Consider the following 17,476-nt stretch of genomic DNA (forward strand, 5'->3'; position numbering starts at 1 on the left):
GGTTCGCCCGACAGTCGCGAGGGCTGCGATACGCCGAAGCCGAAATAGACACTTTGCTTGACCAGGGCGCTGTGAGCGAACGCTGGAGTCGCGAGTATTTGCCTGGCTGAGGAGCGCCTTGTTCTTGTTGCCGACGAGCGCGGTACTCGAGTCTGCATCTCGAATAGGAATCCAGCCGCTCTTGTCGTGGTGGCACTGATGCTAGGGACGCGGAATGCTCGATGTGCCTGGCTCTTGTGCTACGAAGACAATTCGAATTTGCGAGGCTTGGGGCATCCTGCTCGTTGCCGTAGGTCATGAGCGACTGGGGCACACCAGCACATTATTCGTTTGTGAGCGGGCCAATGTCGGGCCCGATAATCGCCTGCTACTGACGGTCAGCGCTAGGGGCCGTCTTCATCGCGGAGATAACCGTCCCGAGCGAATATCTTCTATGCCGTTCACCATTCACGGCAGTGAACGCGCGGCATGAGGACAGCGCCACATTTGCAGGATTCCATCCAGGAGGCCTCCGTTTTTGCAGTCGCACGACGCTGGAACAAGCTAGTAATCAACTCGGGGCGCTTTCAAAGTAAGCTCGTCGCGCAGCATTTCATCTATCCTAAACTTGGCTCAGCCGTCATCGCCGAACGGGAGTTTGTCACATAATGATCCTGCATTCGTACCTCTCCTCGCCCTATACACGCAAGGTGCGCATGGCACTCCAGCTGCTCGGTCTGGCCGATCGCGTCGAAACCCGCAAACCCGATCTCAATGATGTCGCCGATCCGTTGGTGCGGGCCAATCCCCTCGGCAAGGTTCCGGCGCTTGTGCGCGACGACGGTATCCCCGTCTACGATTCGCCCGTGATCCTCGAATATCTCGATCATCTCGCCGGCGGCGGACGTATCGTCCCGCGCGAGCCCGAGGCGCGCTTCAAGGCGCTGACGCTGGAGGCTTTGTGCGACGGGGCGCTTGATGCCTGTCTACTCATCAGGGCTGAGAGTCTCTATCGGCCTGCTGAGCACCACTCTGCCCGCTATGTTGAGCGACAGGCCGGAAAGATTGCGCGTGTTCTTGCTTCAGCCGAAGCAGCGCCCCCGCCGGTAACGGCCATGCCCGATGTCGGTCAAATAACGCTCGCTTGCCTGCTTGGCTACCGCGATTTTCGTTTTGACGGCGGCTGGCGGGAGAAACATCCGCGTCTACATTCATGGCACGACGCTTTCGCCGAAGCGGTGCCCGCGTTCGGCGCGACTACGCCGCGCGATGAATAAGTTGGATCGCCTTCTGCGCCCAAGATCGCTCGCTGTGTTCGGCGGCCGGCTGGCGCGCAATGTCATTCAGTACACGAGTGAGATGGGCTTTGCCGGTGAGATTTGGCCGGTCCATCCCACGAAGGACGAGGTTGCAGGCCGCAAGGCCTACCGTTCGGCGGCGGATCTGCCCGGCGTGCCTGACGCAGCTTGGGTAGGTGTCAACCGGCATCTGACGATCGAGGTTGTTAGGGAGCTGGCCGAACGCGGTGCTGGGGGTGCGGTGTGCTATGCGGCCGGCTTTCGGGAAACCGCATTTCATGACAACGTCGGCGAGCAACTTCAGGCCGAGCTTGTTGCCGCCGCGGGCGCTATGCCGATCATCGGCCCGAACTGCAACGGTATAGTCAACTATGCCGATGGCGCGCTTCTGTGGGCGGATTCTCATGGCGGGATTAGGCTGGCGGAGGGCGGCCGCGGCGTCGCCGTCGTCACGCAGTCGGGTAGCATTGCCGCCAACCTGACGCACCAGAGGCGTGGGCTGCCTCTCGCCTTCCTGGTGACCGCGGGCAACCAGGCGCAGACTGGCGTTTCCGAAATCGCGCTCGGTCTGATCGAGGACGATCGCGTCACCGCCATCGGCCTGCATATCGAGGGCTTCGATTCCATCGCCGGCTTCGAAGGGCTGGCGGCTCGGGCGCGGCAGTTGAAAAAGCCGATCGTCGCGATGAAAGCCGGTCGTTCCGAGCAGTCGCAGGAGGCGACCGTTTCGCATACGGCGTCGCTGGCGGGCTCCGATGCCGCATCCGGCGCCTTCCTGCAGCGGCTGGGCATCGCGCGCGTCGAATCCCTTTCCTCATTCATTGAGACGCTGAAGCTCCTGCACATATTTGGGCCGCTGCCCGGCTACCGGATCTCGTCGATGAGTTGCTCGGGCGGCGAGGCCTCATTGATGGGCGATGCTGCGGTGGGACGCCCGCTGTATTTCCCGCAACTGACCCACGAGCACCGAGCCCGCGTCCAAGCGACGCTCGGCCCTTTTGTAGCTGTGGCCAACCCGCTGGATTACCAGAATTTCGTCTGGGGCAATGAGCCCGCGATGACCGAGATCTTCACCGCCATGGTGTCGGGTGGGTTCGACTTCAATATGCTCGTGCTCGACTATCCGCGTTCCGACCGCAGCACAAATACCAACCGGTTCCCGAACGCTCGCGCCTTCGAAGCGGCGCTCAAGGCCAACAATGCCAAGGGTGCGATCGTGACTTCGTTGCCCGAGAACATGCCGGAGGAGTACGCCATCGACCTGATGGAAAGAGCGGTCGTTCCGCTCCTCGGTATACCGGAAGCCATGGATGCGATTCAGGCGGCCTCCACCATCGGCGCGGCTTGGCGCGAGCCTCTCGCCCGGCCGGTCGACATCGCAGCAAGCTGCCGATCACGCGGCGAACGTATCACGCTCGATGAAGCCGGCGCCAAGGCAAAGCTGATCGAGGCCGGCCTTGCTGTGCCCGAAGGCAAACGCGCTGGTAATGCCGCGGACGCGGTGGCCGCGGCGCAAGCGCTCGGCTTCCCAGTGGCGCTGAAGGCGTTGGGTGTGGCGCACAAGTCAGAAGCCGGGGCGGTGCGTCTGAACCTGAAGGACGCCGAAGCCGTTGGCAATGCCGCCAAGGATCTGTCCCGACTTGGCAGCGGCCTCTACGTCGAACGCATGGTGCGCGAGGGCGTGGCCGAACTGATCATCGGCTTCACCCGCGACCCGGTGTTCGGCGCGGTGATGACGCTGGGCGCGGGCGGCGTGATGGTTGAACTGTTGCGCGACAGCGTGACCCTGCTCCTGCCGGCGACACGCGAGGACATCAATGCGGCGCTGCGCGGGCTGAAGCTATATCCGCTGCTCAAGGGCTATCGCGGCAGACCGATGGCCGATGTCGAGGCGGCAATCGACGCCATGGTGGGCATCGCTGAGTTCGTGAGAAAACATGCCGACGAGATTGAAGAACTCGACGTCAATCCGCTGATCGTGTGCGCGGAAGGCGCACAAGGCAAGGGCGCATGGATCGCTGACGCGCTGTTGGTGCTTGGAAACAACAAAGGAGCAAGCAGTAATGGCTGATATCATTGCCACTCAAGTCAGAGAAATCAAAATTAATGCTTGAAAAGATAATGTCCGGCAGGTTGCCGCGAGGGAGGGCGTGCCGTGCGGTGGTATTATCGGCGGAGCCCGGGCCGCGAAGTTCATTCTCAATGGCCTCAACGTCCGACTATACGACGCGGCACCCGACGCGACCGAGGGTGTGGGAGAGCTCCAATACGCCGAAACCGAAATAAACGTGCTTCGGGCACTGTAAACGAAAGCTGGTGTCCGGGGTATTTGCCAAGCTGAAGACGACGTTCAAATGTTTTGTTTCGCTCGCGAGCTTAGTTACCTCGGCGACCTAACGGAGCGGCAGGATTCGTTGCATCTTTCAGCGTGCGTGCAGGACTTGCACCTTTCCGTGATGATAAGCGCGCCGCGGCGGAAAGCGTGGGCTCAACACGACGCTTGTCGCCCGCAACGTGGCGCTCGATACAATGATCCTCCACACTCAATCGTAGTAGACGTAGAAGCGGGCTTCGATACTCTCGCGAGGCCTTGCATTGGGATGCGCGCAGATTGTCAAAGCCCGAATGTATCACCTTGCAGTTTTGTTCTGAATCGTAGCTCTTAGACACAATGAGCTCGTCCGGTGTCATATTCGGAAAGTAATACCAACAATGAAGCGGATTGTAGTAGGGAGCGCGCCAAGTCACGCCGGTTTGCTTGTCTGTGAAGCTCTGCGCAAGAACATCGGTGTTAGGCACGCTGGAGCTATCGCAGACTGCCAATGAGTTATCCTGAGGAGGCGGCGAAACGGCGCGCCACGTTTTTATAATCATCAATCGAGAATACAACCGGATCGGAAGATCTCGCATTTGGTTCTCCCGCGCCGCTAACATAGGACCGGCGACCGGTGCGTAATCAATATGCGCGGCCCCGATTGATGCTGCCCTTACTCCAACAATGGAAGTCACATCTCCAGCGATCACCGGCGCACCGGCGCGGCGAATAAAGACGGCATCTCGCTTCGACACGACCCACGATGCCTTGAAACGGTCCTTGATGAACGGGACCATTTCGTCTTCCACATACCTGTTGCGCACGATCTCTGGGTCACGCTCTTTCGCAAAGGCAGTTTTGTGCTGAATCAAAATGAAGGCTTCACGATCTAGCGACAGCTCATTCACGATCGGCCGTGCGTTACGAATAATGACGTCGCGGTTGACGAGCTTGGGGTCGACGCCTGGAAGAGGCGCGGGGACGGTCTATCCGGACGGCAATCTTGTATTGGCGGCGTGCCTAGCCGGTGAAGGCGCCGCGCTGATCGCGCGCAACGTCGTGCCGTGCCAGATGCGTGCGAACACTCTGGTTGCACTGTCCGATATTAGCATTGGGGACGAAAAGTCCTACCTCGTTCTTACACCGGTATCTCGACCTCTGCCGCTCGGCGCGCTCATCTTTGCACAGTGGATGCAATCCCTTCCGGGGACCATCAAACCAGGCGTGCCAACGCTAGCACAGGTCGAACCCTCGGCACGCCGAGTATAACGAAGAGCGCACCACCCAACAGCCGCTTACTGAAGTTCGTCCGAGTCCCACCAGTCGACATCAAAGGTCACGATCTGCTTCTTATGGGGGCGCTTGGCAGCAGCGCCAACCGATGCGGGGGATGTACTTGCTTCGCCAGCCACGCCGCGCCTCGACCATCGGCTGGAGTTCTCGCGTGATTCATGAGGAACTGGTGAACCTTCTCGCTCTCCCGAGCCCCTTCAGGATTCGGGAACGGGCATCTGCTCGAGCAAAGTGGATTAAGCGGCCGCCGAGCGATGACGAACGACGCAGAGGCTCCGTCGTAATTAGGTCGACGGTTGGCGTCGGCTGATGGTGCGAATTGGACGTCGTATCAGATTTGACGCGCCTTCTGCCTTTCAGCTAGGCAAATAGTCGCGACTCCAGCAGTGTGGCGCCCACGCCAAGTCGCTTCCTCCTTCGCTTATTGGCCCAATCATTAGCCCTTCCTCATAAGATCCATGCACCGGCCGCGGTTGCAAACTCTCGCTCAGGGCGGTCAGTGCGCGCGACCCCTCGCGACGCGTCCTCACTCGCTCCTTTCTGCTCAATAATAAAGGCAACGTAAGTTGCGGCCGTCTTAGCCTCCGTAATCTGTCGCTTCCTTGCATTCAAGCAGGCGCTTCAAAGCGTCGAGGTGGAGGTCACACCTCCAACGGCGGACCAATAACACGAACCTGGAGCTGCCATGGCGGCCGCGGTCGCCAGCGAGCGCCTCGAGATGGCCGCAGCCTTGCTGCTCAGGTCACAAGTGCGACCGTCAAGCGATCATCCACGCGGCTGAGACTGCCGGCGGTTCGACTTGGTCATGCATTGTCTCTCCTTCTGAAACCAGACAAACGAGACGGCGCGTACCTTCGATTTTTTTTAAACGTTACAGATATGCGGTACGCGACGGTGAAAAACTGCATTCGAAACGCTTCGATCGGTAAACTACTGCGTATACTCGGTGCATTTTGGCGCAAAACATCCAGGCGCAAGTGTAATGTTGTTTTCCAACAAGACGGTCCGGAGCATCTCCACCTCTGTAGGCGCCCAAGAAATTCTGCGCAATAGCCGGGAGGAGTAGCGACAGATGAACTCTATTTCTACTATGCCGGCAATTCGTCCTCCCGAGATGCGGCGTCCTGCCAAGATATTCCAGCGTGTCTCGATGCGTGGAGACTTGATCTGCGTGCTGATTCCGGCGCGCTCGATCGATGGCAGTTGGTTGCGCTGCCGCAGCAGGCGCGTTGCAACTGCTGATCAGTTCATTGAAGAGCTGACGTTCGGTCGTGGGTGTTTTGTCCGTGAGCGGCACATACCGAAACTGCACTGATAAATGCGGGGGGTAATGAGGGAGCATTTCGTGGGTAAAGATTCAATTCGGGCGATCAGTCGCCGTCACGTCGTTGGTCTGATCACTGCCGGACTCGCGGCTCCGTTCGTCATCCGGCCGGCGAATGCCCAGGCTTTGCCTGAGCAAACCGCGGTCCCTGATATCCTTAAGGGATCCGGCGAGGTGCGTGTTGCCAGTTTCGGCGGCGCCGGGCAGCAGGCAGAGCAAAAGGCCTTTTTCGAACCCTTTGAGAGGGCAACCGGCATCAAGGTGCGCGTCTTCCCCGTCGGCGATATCGCAAAAGTTAAGGCGATGGTCGATGCTGGCAATCCCGAATGGGACCTGGCTCCGATTGGCCGTAGCCCGATGACGACTCTGCTGAAGGCCGGCGATTATTTCGAGAAGATCGACTACTCGCTGATTGATGACGGTGTCGGAAAGGAGTACCGCACCGAATATTCGGTAGGTTTCCAGACGTTCGCCGTCGTGATGGGCTACCGAACCGACGCCTTCAAGGGCGCCGCACCTGCAACCTGGGTCGATTTCTGGGACACCGAAAAGTTCTCCGGCCCCCGAGCTATGTACGGCGTCGGCGCCGGTTTCACTCCAGAGATGGAGTTCGCACTAATGGGGGCCGGCGTGCCGCCTGACAAAGTCTATCCCATCGACGTCGACAAAGCGCTGGCAAGCTTCGACAAGATCAAGAAGAGTGTAGTCAAATGGTGGACCACCGGCGCCCAGCCGACGCAGATGTTGACTGACCGCGAGGTTGTTATGACGACGGTTTGGAACGGCCGGATGGCGGATTTGCAGCAGCAGGGCGTGCCGGCGGCGATTTGCTGGAATCAAGGCATAATCAGCTATTCACCCTATTGCATTCCAAAGGGCGCCAAGAACAAGATCAACGGCATGAAATTATTAGCCTTTGCGACTATGCCAATCCCGCAGGCGCGATATGCGCTCATCATTCCGTACGGCGTGACCAATGAAAAGGCCAACAATTACATCCCACCCGAGCGGTTGGCCATTCTACCGAGTGGGCCCGAAAACAGGAAAGTGCTGATTCCCTACAATTTCGACTGGTGGACTGCCAATCGCGATATGGCCATCGACAAGTTCAGTAAGTGGCTGCTGGGCTAGGGTGCTCTTTGTTGTGGCGAAGGACCCGCAGTTCACTGGTTGGGCAGGTCGTTTAGGCGGACCCAGGGGTCGACCTTAGATTGTCTGCCTGCCATCTTCATCCTCGTAACTGAGCCCTGTGGCGGGGCGGGTTTGCGTCCGCCGCTTAACAGCTCAAGCTTGGGTGAATAAATTCATAGCAAATGAAGCTGACTTGACGGACCTAAGTTCAATGTTGCAGGCGCTTAATCGTCCGGCTTCGTCCGGGAATGACAATCGTAGCCGTGGCGCGTCGGTGTCTCTGACCGGCTTGAAGAGAGGGTACGGTAGCGTCATGGCTGTGGATGGGGTGTCGCTCGACGTCAGCTCGGGCGAGTTCCTCACTCTGCTTGGCCCCAGTGGCTCAGGTAAAACTACCACGCTCATGATGATCGCTGGCTTCCAGGAGCCCAGCGCCGGCGACATAGCGATCGACGGCGAGTCTGTGGTCGCCAAGCCCCCCTATCGCCGCAACATAGGAATGGTGTTCCAGAACTATGCCCTCTTTCCGCATCTAACCGTAGCCGAGAACATTGGCTTTCCGTTGAAACAACGTGGTGTGCCGAAGGCGGAGCGGGCGAGACTGGTCGGCGAGGCGCTTGAACTGATGCGCCTGCCGGGCTATGGCGCACGTTATCCGCGCCAGCTTTCGGGCGGCCAGCAGCAGCGCGTGGCGGTGGCGCGCGCGATTGTTTTCAAGCCGCGGCTGCTTTTGATGGACGAGCCGCTTGGCGCCCTCGACAAGCAGCTGCGCGAGAATCTCCAGCTTGAGATGCGTCGGCTGCATACCGACCTGGGCATCACCTTTGTCTATGTCACGCATGACCAAGAGGAAGCGCTCACTATGTCGGATCGCGTTGCCGTTATGAATGAAGGCAATGTGGTGCAGGTTGGCAGGCCGGAGGAGTTGTACGATCGGCCCTGCAACCGTTTCGTGGCAGGTTTTATTGGAGAATCGAATTTCCTGCCAGCGGTCGTACGGGACGTCGAGGACGGCATCGTCGTAGCGGAATGTGGGGGCGGCTTGGTGCGGGGTGTTTCATCAATACGGCCGGCGAGTGGCACCAAGGTTACCCTGACCACAAGGCCCGAGCGCCTGCGCTTCGCCGATAAGCTCGCCGACCCCGAAACGGGCATCAATCGAATGAGTGTGACCGTGGCCGAGGCCGTATTCACTGGCGAGCGCTGCCGCTTCGTGCTGAAGGCAGATGACGGGGCCACTTTGGTCCTCAAAGAACCATCGAGTGCCGCGACCCGCCGCCGAGCCGTTGGTGAGCGTACCGACATCACATGGTCAGTCGCAGATACGGTTTTGGTATAGAGGCGGACCATGGCTGAGACAACTACGGCCGCAAGCCTGGCTTTCGTGGTCGGTCCGAGCGAAAAGCGCTGGTGCTATAGAGCACTCAAGGCAAGCGTTCCACAAATGCTCGTGCTCCCACTGCTACTGTTTATGCTGGCGTTCTACGCTGTGCCCGTCGCGTCGATGCTCTTGCGCAGCTTAAACGATCCCACTTGGTCGTTAGACCACTATGCGGCTCTGCCGGGCGACGTCCTCTTCCTTAAAGTCTTCTGGATTACGCTCAGGACATCATTCGTGGTTACGCTCGCCACACTGGTGCTGGCCTACCCAGTGGCAATGGCGCTCTGTCGCGCCCGCTTTAGCGCCCCGTTGATCCTGATCGTCATCCTGTTGCCGTTCTGGACGTCCGTGCTAGTGCGAAGCTACGCGTGGATGGTGCTGCTGGGTCGCCGTGGCTTGATCAACGAGTCGCTGCTGGCGCTTGGTTTGGTCGAGCACCCGATCCAGCTGCTAAACACGACCCTCGCAACCGAGATTGCCATGACACACATCTTGCTGCCGTACATGATCCTGCCGATCGCCAATGCGCTGCGGCAGATCGATCCGTCGCTGGCGCGTGCCGCTTCTGGGTTGGGTGCCACGCCATGGGGCACGTTCCGGCAAGTCATTCTCCCCCTCTCGATGCCCGGCGTCGCCGCTGGCGTGGTGCTCGTGTTCGTGCTGGCCCTCGGATTCTACATCACGCCTGTCTTAGTGGGCAGCTCGCGTGACATTACGATCTCAATGCTGATTGCTCAGGAGGTCGGTCAGCTCCACTGGGGTAATGCTGCGACGCTCTCGGCCGTGTTGCTCGCAACAGCCCTTGGCCTCATTGGGCTAGCCAGCCGGTTGCTGGGAGTCGGCAGTGCATTCCGGATGAACTTGCGATGAGCGCTGCATCACGCTGGCCGATCCGGCTGCTGCGGGGCACAATTGTCGGACTGCTCCTACTGTTCCTTGCCTTTCCAATTGTCGTGGTTTGTCTCGTTTCCTTCTCCTCGGCGAGCTACCTGACGTTCCCACCGCCCGCCTTCAGCTTCAAATGGTACGTCGCCTATTTGGGCAACGCCGAGTGGATGGAAGCCACTTGGCTCAGCGTCTGGATCGCGGCATGCGTGGTGCTGTTGTCGACGACGCTCGGAACCTTGTCCGCTATCGGCATTACCCGATTGCCACCGCCTTTGCGCGTCCTTACGACCGGCCTCATTCTATCGCCGATGATCGTGCCAGTGATCGTGTTGGCGATCGGTATCTACTACGTCTACTCTCGCTACGGACTTGTCGGGACACCGATCGCGATCGTGCTGGCGCACACCTGCCTCGCCGTGCCGTTTGTGGTGACAAGCGTCAGCGCCAGCCTTGCTGGCATCGATCATCGGCTTGAACAAGCGGCGCTCAGTCTGGGAGCCACGCCCAGCGGCACATTCTGGCAGGTGACACTGCCACTGATTCGGCCGGGAGTTCTTGTTGGCGCGCTATTCGCGTTCATCACCTCCTTTGATGAGTTGGTCGTGGCACTGTTTCTGTCAGGATCCGGCGCCGTGACGTTGCCGCGACGCATGTGGGACGATCTGCTCTACGAGATCAATCCCACGATTGCGGCTATTTCAACGCTCACGATCGTTCTGGCAGCTGTGATGCTTGTCGCCGCACATTTCTTACGTAAGCGCACCGAGCAACTGCGAACTGTCTGAAAGTAAACTTCCCCACTTCGTGAGAAAAAAATGCGGCTTTCGATGTTGACTCGATGGCTAAAGGCGACCGAAACGCGAGGCAAGGGCGTTGCCTGCACGCAACGACCCGCGCAGTTATGAGATGAAGGTCGAGAGGAACATTGTCTTTATCTAGAGCCGGCCAGCGCGGGGAACAGCATCGTGTCGAAGCAGAGCCTGATTGTACCGGAGGCACTCTGGGAGATCGCACGGCGCCATCTCGTCGGCATCAAGGCTCGATCGAACACAACCCTACGATGATCAGGGAAGCAGGATTCGGCCGCATCAAGATGTCGTGCATCAATCCCGCGCGTGTCGTCCTGATCGCGTGCGCCCTGTCCGGCACCGGACTGGCAGTCGGAGGCGCGTGCTTCCCGCGAACGATCGATGATCTAAAAGCCGGCATCGATCTCGGTGGTGGGCAGCTCGGCGCCTTGCATATGGACCTTGAGCCCGACCTCCGCCTACGCCGCATCGAGGATTGCGTATCGCTGCTGGAAGGCTGGATCAGGGTCGCAAGCGACCACGGTATGTCGATCGAGGCGCTTCCGTGCGCCGAGGCGCAATCTCTCGCACAGGGAGCGGTCGCTTGAGCGACGAACCCGCAATGGTTATCGTCGGTGCGGGCGAGGCCGGAACGGCCGCAGCGATTGCCTTGCGCGAGGGCGGCTGGCGGGGCCCAGTCATTCTGATCGGCAACGAAGCTATGTTGCCATATGAACGACCGCCACTGTCTAAGGCGATCCTGGTCGAGGAGACGGATCCTGGACCCAAGCTTCTCGTCAATCCCGAGCGCCTCGCAGAGTTGGCAATAAATTACTTCGCCGGACGAAACGTCGACTTGATAGATCGCGGGGCACACACGGTCACACTCTCCAACGGGGTCCAGCTGGCCTACGAACGGCTCCTGCTGACCACCGGCGCCCGCCCTCGAAAATTGACCGTTCCGGTCGCGCCAGGAAGCAGAATGGCGACGTTGCGCACGTATGCGGACGCGTTGGCTATTCGCCGAATGATTGGGCGAGGGTGCGAAGTGGTCGTCATTGGCGGCGGCTTCATCGGGCTCGAAGTTGCTGCGAGCGCTGTATCGAGAGGCGCTTCGGTCACAGTGGTTGAGGCCGGCACGCGGCTACTGACGCGGGCAGTCCCGGCGCCCTTGGCCGACCTCGTCAGGGCCAAGCACGAGGATGCGGGCGTGCGCATCGAGACCGGCGCAATGGTCGAGCGTATCGACGTGAATGGACGGCGCTCTAGGGTCCTGCTGGCAGACGGCCGCACGCACCTCGCGGATCTAGTGCTCGTTGGGATCGGCGTCGTGCCAAACGTCGAACTCGCGCAAGCGGCTGGGTTGACAGTCGACAACGGCATCGTGCTTGACGAGATGCTGACTACCTCGGATCCCCACATCTTCGCGGCAGGCGACTGCTGTTCGTTCCCGCATCGGCTCTACGGCAAGCGGATCAGGGTGGAGGCATGGCGTAACGCGTGGCAACAGGGTGCAGCGGCCGCAGCCAACATATTGGGCGCGAACCGTCCCTACGAGAACGTGCCGTGGTTCTGGTCGGATCAATACGACGAGACGCTCCAAGTCGCCGGTCTCTGCTGTGAAGAGGACGTCTTGGTAGCCAGAAATATTGGCGCGAAGGACCGGCTCTTCTTCCATCTGGCCGCCGACGGACGCTTGGTCGCCGCATGCGGCTTCGGTAGCCGCGGTACGATCGCCAAGGAAATACGTTTCGCCGAGATAATGATAGGCAGGCAGCTTGCTCCTAAGGCTAAGGCGCTCGCAGATCCAGCGATTGGTATGAAGTCTCTCTTGATTTAGCATTCCTGCAATGTGCAGGCGGAGGCACAAAGAGTACCTATGGCTGGCTTGGGACTGTTGCGCCTGGAGCCCATGGCACGGCCGAGAACGAGCTCAACGCTGTGGTACAGGAAGGTTACGTGCAGGGCGTCTCGACCCGCTCGGTCGACGATCTGGTGCTGGCCATGAGGATGAGCGGCATCTCGAAGAGCCAGGTGAGACTGCTCTGCGCCGAGATCGACGACAAGGTGAAGGCGTTCCTCGCCTTTCCGTATCGGGGCGACTGGCCCCTTTGTGGATCGACCTGACCTACGTGAAGGTGCGCCAGCCGGGCCGCGGTCGCGGTGATTGTCGCGGTTGGCGTCAACAGTGACGGCCGGCGCGAAACTCTCGGCATGGACATTGGTTCTTCCGAAGCCGCGACGTTCTGGACGGCGTTCTTGCGCAGGCTTGCACGACGCGGCTTGCGCGGCGCCAAGCTGGTCGTGTCTGATGCCCATGAGGGCATCAAGGCCACTGTCGCCAAGGTGCTCAACGCTAGTTGGCAGCGTTGCCGCCTGGGGCCGTTGAAATAGATGGAATTGGTTGTTCCCTTCTCGTCTTCGCAATCGGCGGAGCGGTTGGATGTTGGGGCACAAGGAGCGGGATCAGTTGGAGCTCTTCATTACTGGTCCGCTCAGGTGACGAGCACGTGCTGGTGCGGGTCAAATCGTGTACTCGACCAGAGGTTACCGACTGTTATTGCGCCAACGACGGCCGGCCCGGCATCGATCCCCAAGTGGCGGTACGGCTAATGCTCGTCGGTCGGCTCCGGCGTCGTCCAGGATCGTAGACTTGAGGCCCAAATCAACATCGCCATTCGCTGGCTTGCCGGTTACGGTCTGCATGACCAGATGCCGCACCATTCGAGACTGACACGCATTCGTCAGCGCTGGGGCGAAGAGCGGTTCCGCCGGATCTTCAAGCGGGCTGTCGAGGCTTGCCAAGGCCAAGATCGCTACCGTCGAAGTGGTCCACATCGATGCCTCGCTGATCCGCGCCAATGTGAGTTGGGAGAGGCTCGCCGACTGGCACGTGGAGAATGTGCTGAGCGAGGATCAGGCGGAGACCGAGATCGAGAAAAAGGGCGGCAAAGCGGCAAATACAAGAAGGCCTGCACGACCGATCCCGATGCGACGATGGCTGCGAATGCCCGCAACCGGCGACTGAAGCGCACCTACAAGCAACACGCTACAGTCGATGACAAGGTCAGAGTCATTCTCGACGTCGCGGTCACGACTGGACAAACGAACGAAAGGCGAGATGATCGCGCCGCAAGTGGACGAAGTCGACGGCATGACGGGAATCGATACTAAAACGGTCACGGCGGATGCCAGCTATGCCTATGCGGAGGTCATGGCGCTCTTGAGCGGCGAGGCATCGATGCGCTGACACCGGCCAAGACAAAGCCGATCAAGAGCCGCGTACCGCTAAGACGCTTTCGTTACGACGCAAGCACGATCTCTTGAGGTGCTCGCGAGGGCGTATCTTGCGCCCCGTGCGGCCCATCAAGCACGGCCGTTCTTCTATTCGAAGGAAGGATTGCGCCCAGTGTCCGCTCAAGGGCTACCGCCTATCGAAGGGGCGGTCAACAAGGCAGTCGTTCTCAGCGATGACTACCCTGTCTTGCTCCATGTCCGACGCCGGCGAGCGATGGAGCAAAGAGGATCAACGGCCCTATCAACGCCACCGTTGGCGTCCCGAAGGCTTCCACGGCGAGGCCAAAACCTGGCACGGCTTGCTGCGCTGTGCGGCGCGGTCTCGCCAACATGAAGATCCAGGCCCACTTGACGGCGGCCGCTATAAACCTCAAACGGCTGGCAGCCGCTCTCGTTGCATTTACTCTCCGTTGGATTATCGCTGTAGTGCGGTTGTAGTCCTCAGATCGAATCGCGAGTTTTGAGCCGACCCCGCCATGACAGGGCTGATCGCTGCATAGCGCGAAATCTATCGGCCACTTCTTCAACGACCCTCGTCCACTTCATGCGCAACGGCCTCGCGCATGCCGGCAAGAGCGGGCGGGGCGTCGTCCGGCTTCATCTTCGGCGCGTTTGCCCAGGACGACGCCGAGGCCGCACGAGCGCAGTGGCGAAAGGTCGCCGCCCAGCTCCGTCCCAAGCTATCCAAGCTTGCCGCCTTCCTCGAGAGCGAAGGCGTTACTCATTCACCCATCGTACCAAGGTGTTTGCTGACGGCACGATACGGAAGATTCATGCGTGACCCCAGGAGACCTGTCTGTTCCCGGCCAGCAACCGGGTAGGTGACCCTATAAGCGGAAGCGAAGTGAGAAGTGATGCACAGGCAGAAGCCGGAGAACGTAATAGTACCTGAAGCGCGAGACGAACAACTCGCGTGACCAGCAACGGCGGATCGAGAGTGGTTCGGGGAAGGACGTTCGTGAAAGGATCGAGGCAGGATAGTTCGCGATAGATGAGCAACAAGCGTGAAGATGGAATGGTCCCTTTGTGAAGACCCGAACGTCACGCGTCGAGGAAACTACCCGATCATCTGGTAAGCGCGGAAGCAGAAGGTCCACTCTCTGGTGGGCAAGGTCTACTCACGCAAGAACCTGAAGCTTGCGTGGGCAGCGCGTTCGCGCCAATCAAAGGGCAAGCGGCGCAGATAAGGTGACCATCGAGGAATTCGAGACCCGTCTGGATGAGAATCTGGAACGGCTCCATCAAGAACTCCGTGAGAACACCTTCTCAAAAATCGGCTCCAAGCGATTGACCAGCGCCTGCTGACACACCCGTCGTAGACCGAGGGTATGCCTAACGGCCTCGTCTTGCCGGGGCCCGCCTTTTTGGAATCTCCAATCGTCGGACGGCTTGCGGCTGATAGAATTCAACGGGCTGAGTCGCACCGATTTGCACCGTACTTTGCTGAATTTCGGCGCATGCCGCGCGAAAATTGCAAGGAACGAACGTGAGCCTACGTTATCTTCGGCGAAGGTAAGATGAAACGTCGTTCAGCAGACGGTGTTCATTCTCGACATCAGCTATGAGCTTAACCGAGAAGTCCCCGCGACAACGGAATCGCCGTCGTGTTTAGTCAGAACGACAGCGCGTCATACCCTCGCGTGACGCTCTAACCCAGCTAAGAAAAGGAGAAAGGCGTGATGTCCGACGACTCGGTTGAGGCCTACGTGCGCGATAGGGTAAGCGTACTTCCCGAGATCCTCGACAAGGATATGACTCAGGCCCCCGGGATAGTACTGGCCGGGCTCACTGCGAGTGCGGCCAAGGTGACCGAGCACGCTGATTTTTACAATCTCAAGCCGAGTCGTACGGTGGATAGTCCGAACGACGATATCGTCTCGCACACGACCACGAGTAGTAGGCTCTGGGCGGGGACCTGACGAATGGCCCAGCAATTGCGAGTCCTGCAGTCGCTCTGGGCGATGGAGCGGCGGCTGGCCGACACTCCGGAATGGCCGCTGCAGAGGCAGCTCGAGATCATCCGCGATGCTGGATTTGACGGTGCTGGAGTGCGCTTTGTGGACCCCGTCTTTGCAGCCGAGGCGACACGCTTCCTGAGCTCGCATGGTATGATCTGGCAGGCGCAGTGCTATCCGAAGACCGTCGATGAATTAAAGCCGGTGCTTGAGCTGGTGGCGCGGCTCGGCGCCGATCACATCAACCTGCAGCCGGATGTTCGGCCACGACGGCTGGAGGCCTGCATTCCTCTACTTGAAGGCTGGCGGCGGCTGGCGGAACAGAGCGGCGTCGCCGTGCACATCGAGACCCATCGCGACCGCATGACGACCGATCTGTTCTTTACGCTCCAGCTTCTCGATTGCTTTCCCGATCTGCGGCTGACGGCTGATGTCTCGCATTATTTGGTTGGCCGCGAATTTGCCTCACCAGTCGATGACACCAACCACGCGCTGATCCACCGCATTCTCGACAACGCCTGGGGCATTCACGGCCGCATCGCCAGTCGAGAGCAGATTCAGGTTTCCCTTGGCTTTCCACAGCACAAGGACTTGGTTTCCTTGTTCATGGGTTGGTGGGAATACGGGATGCGCTCCTGGAAGAGGCGCGCCACGCCGGATGCGACTCTGACTTTCCTCTGTGAACTGGGTCCGGCACCTTATGCCATCACAGGTCCGGACGGCAAAGAACTATCCGATCGTTGGCAGGACGCGTTGCTTATGAAAGACATGATTCGGTCCTTGTGGAATCGGATCGCTAAAGAGCCGTGAGATCGAACTGCAAGTATCTGCGTGCTGCCTGAAACTGCTCCCTGGCACGACCGAAACGCTCAGTTCTCTAGGTGAGGCGCTCATAACCAGCTGTCGTTCGTAAGTCAGTTGTGTCCCGCTCGAAAGGGTGGCGGGTGTGTCGTGCCATCCGTCCGCTCCACGGGCAATGCATCGGCGAATGCCGGTAAGCGGTTCGTCGCGGTGCGCTGGTCCGGCGACAGGTGGTGTCGCGGGTGCACTCGAAGGTGTAGTCGATGCTGCCGTCGGTCTGGGTGACGAGGTGTTGGACGATGTCACTAGTGATCTTCTTCGGGTTGACGAAATGCGTGATGCCGAACTTGCGGGGTCCCTGCGGATCCTGTCGACCGCGATCTCCGGCAGCATCGTGAAGTTCTAGGAGCCCATTCCCTGTTGGCCTCATTGATGTCGACGCGATGATCTGTCGGCGCTGCCCCCTTGGCGATCACGTTAAGCCCGATGCCGGCGATGCCGAACACCACGACGTTCGAGCCCGGCGTGACCTTCGCCTGTTGACGACCGCGCCCGCGCCGCAGCCGTTTAGCAACCCCTTTTCAAGGGGGCGAGCAGCCCTTGCAATGATAGATCGGCTTGCCTCTGTAGGTGAAGCGGCAGATACCGTCGGGCATTACGCCTTGCCTTGCATGTGAGGATCGTGGTGCAGAGTGGTCTTCTGGCTGGGCAGCTTTTGCGCTGCCGGCAATCCGGTGTGAAGAGCGGGATGACATGATCGCCCAACTTCACCGAGGTCACGCCTGCGCCGATTTCGTGGGTAACGCCGGCATCCTCATGACGAAAATGAACGGAAAAGATACCTTCGCCGCCGAAGCCCTCGAACGTGTAAGCTCAGTGGGGAGATGCCGGCGGCCTTGATCTCGACGGCCTCCAGCACCGCCTCCTCGTCGGATTGCGGCGAGAAGGGCTGCAATCGCGCATGAAAAACTCATTATTTTCTTAAATGGGCAGGGATGCTGTATCACATTTGACCTATAGTCTGCGT

Annotated in this window: 12 protein-coding genes and 4 pseudogenes; 14 read left to right on the top strand and 2 right to left on the bottom strand. The window is 59.6% G+C overall.

All coding sequences use genetic code 11. The features are described from left to right. Positions 1-647: 647 nt before the first annotated feature. Together CWO91_RS24960 and CWO91_RS24965 are read left to right on the top strand one after the other, a co-directional pair. On the top strand, positions 648-1,256 hold the full coding sequence (locus CWO91_RS24960) for a glutathione S-transferase family protein (protein ID WP_349643587.1): 609 nt from the start codon (positions 648-650) through the stop codon (positions 1,254-1,256). After that, positions 1,249-3,348, top strand: a complete 2,100-nt coding sequence (locus tag CWO91_RS24965) for an acetate--CoA ligase family protein (RefSeq protein WP_130217191.1) — start codon at positions 1,249-1,251, stop codon at positions 3,346-3,348. Before CWO91_RS24960 ends, CWO91_RS24965 begins: the two co-directional genes overlap by 8 nt. 305 nt (positions 3,349-3,653) lie before the next feature. On the opposite strand, the gene CWO91_RS24970 is transcribed toward CWO91_RS24965, so the two are convergent. Next, positions 3,654-4,499 carry a CmcJ/NvfI family oxidoreductase gene (locus CWO91_RS24970; protein WP_130217193.1) on the bottom strand — a complete coding sequence of 282 codons (846 nt, stop codon included), beginning with the start codon at positions 4,497-4,499 and terminating at the stop codon, positions 3,654-3,656. A 1,457-nt stretch (positions 4,500-5,956) separates the two neighbouring features. Here CWO91_RS24970 and CWO91_RS24975 point away from each other — a divergent pair. From CWO91_RS24975 to CWO91_RS25030, 12 genes and pseudogenes are all read left to right on the top strand, one after another. Then, the gene (locus CWO91_RS24975) at positions 5,957-6,199 is read left to right on the top strand and encodes a hypothetical protein (RefSeq protein ID WP_130217195.1); all 243 of its coding nucleotides are present in this window, start codon (positions 5,957-5,959) and stop codon (positions 6,197-6,199) included. A 30-nt stretch (positions 6,200-6,229) separates the two neighbouring features. Continuing rightward, positions 6,230-7,339, top strand: a complete 1,110-nt coding sequence (locus CWO91_RS24980) for an ABC transporter substrate-binding protein (RefSeq protein ID WP_165405684.1) — start codon at positions 6,230-6,232, stop codon at positions 7,337-7,339. Between the two features lie 211 nt (positions 7,340-7,550). After that, a complete protein-coding gene (locus CWO91_RS24985; RefSeq protein WP_130217199.1) occupies positions 7,551-8,678 on the top strand; it encodes an ABC transporter ATP-binding protein in 1,128 nt (375 codons plus the stop codon). Between the two features lie 9 nt (positions 8,679-8,687). Further along, positions 8,688-9,590 (top strand): ABC transporter permease, encoded by a 903-nt coding sequence (locus CWO91_RS24990; protein WP_130217201.1) that lies wholly within the window; start codon positions 8,688-8,690, stop codon positions 9,588-9,590. After that, complete coding sequence (locus CWO91_RS24995; protein WP_130217203.1) at positions 9,587-10,393, top strand: ABC transporter permease; 807 nt, start codon at positions 9,587-9,589, stop codon at positions 10,391-10,393. The genes CWO91_RS24990 and CWO91_RS24995 overlap by 4 nt, the downstream gene beginning before the upstream one ends. Positions 10,394-10,668: 275 nt before the next feature. Beyond that, positions 10,669-11,004, top strand: a complete 336-nt coding sequence (locus CWO91_RS25000; protein ID WP_130217205.1) for a hypothetical protein — start codon at positions 10,669-10,671, stop codon at positions 11,002-11,004. Beyond that, a complete protein-coding gene (locus CWO91_RS25005; protein ID WP_130217207.1) occupies positions 11,001-12,236 on the top strand; it encodes an NAD(P)/FAD-dependent oxidoreductase in 1,236 nt (411 codons plus the stop codon). Before CWO91_RS25000 ends, CWO91_RS25005 begins: the two co-directional genes overlap by 4 nt. A gap of 5 nt (positions 12,237-12,241) precedes the next feature. Next, a pseudogene (locus CWO91_RS25010) lies at positions 12,242-12,790 on the top strand (transposase). Between the two features lie 49 nt (positions 12,791-12,839). Then, positions 12,840-14,110, top strand: a pseudogene (locus CWO91_RS44450) (transposase); the annotation flags it as partial. Between the two features lie 115 nt (positions 14,111-14,225). Further along, positions 14,226-14,397, top strand: a pseudogene (locus CWO91_RS44455) (IS256 family transposase); the annotation flags it as partial. A gap of 972 nt (positions 14,398-15,369) precedes the next feature. Next, entirely contained in the window at positions 15,370-15,612 is a 243-nt protein-coding gene (locus tag CWO91_RS25025) for a hypothetical protein (RefSeq protein ID WP_165405685.1), read from the top strand. Between the two features lie 3 nt (positions 15,613-15,615). Next, positions 15,616-16,458: a sugar phosphate isomerase/epimerase family protein gene (locus CWO91_RS25030; protein ID WP_130217211.1), complete on the top strand. Its 843-nt coding sequence runs from the start codon at positions 15,616-15,618 to the stop codon at positions 16,456-16,458. Between the two features lie 211 nt (positions 16,459-16,669). Here CWO91_RS25030 and CWO91_RS45260 read toward each other — a convergent pair. Continuing rightward, positions 16,670-17,356, bottom strand: a pseudogene (locus tag CWO91_RS45260) (S-(hydroxymethyl)glutathione dehydrogenase); the annotation flags it as partial. Positions 17,357-17,476: the final 120 nt, after the last annotated feature.

The organism is Bradyrhizobium genosp. SA-3, assembly GCF_004212635.1.
GTDB lineage: Bacteria > Pseudomonadota > Alphaproteobacteria > Rhizobiales > Xanthobacteraceae > Bradyrhizobium.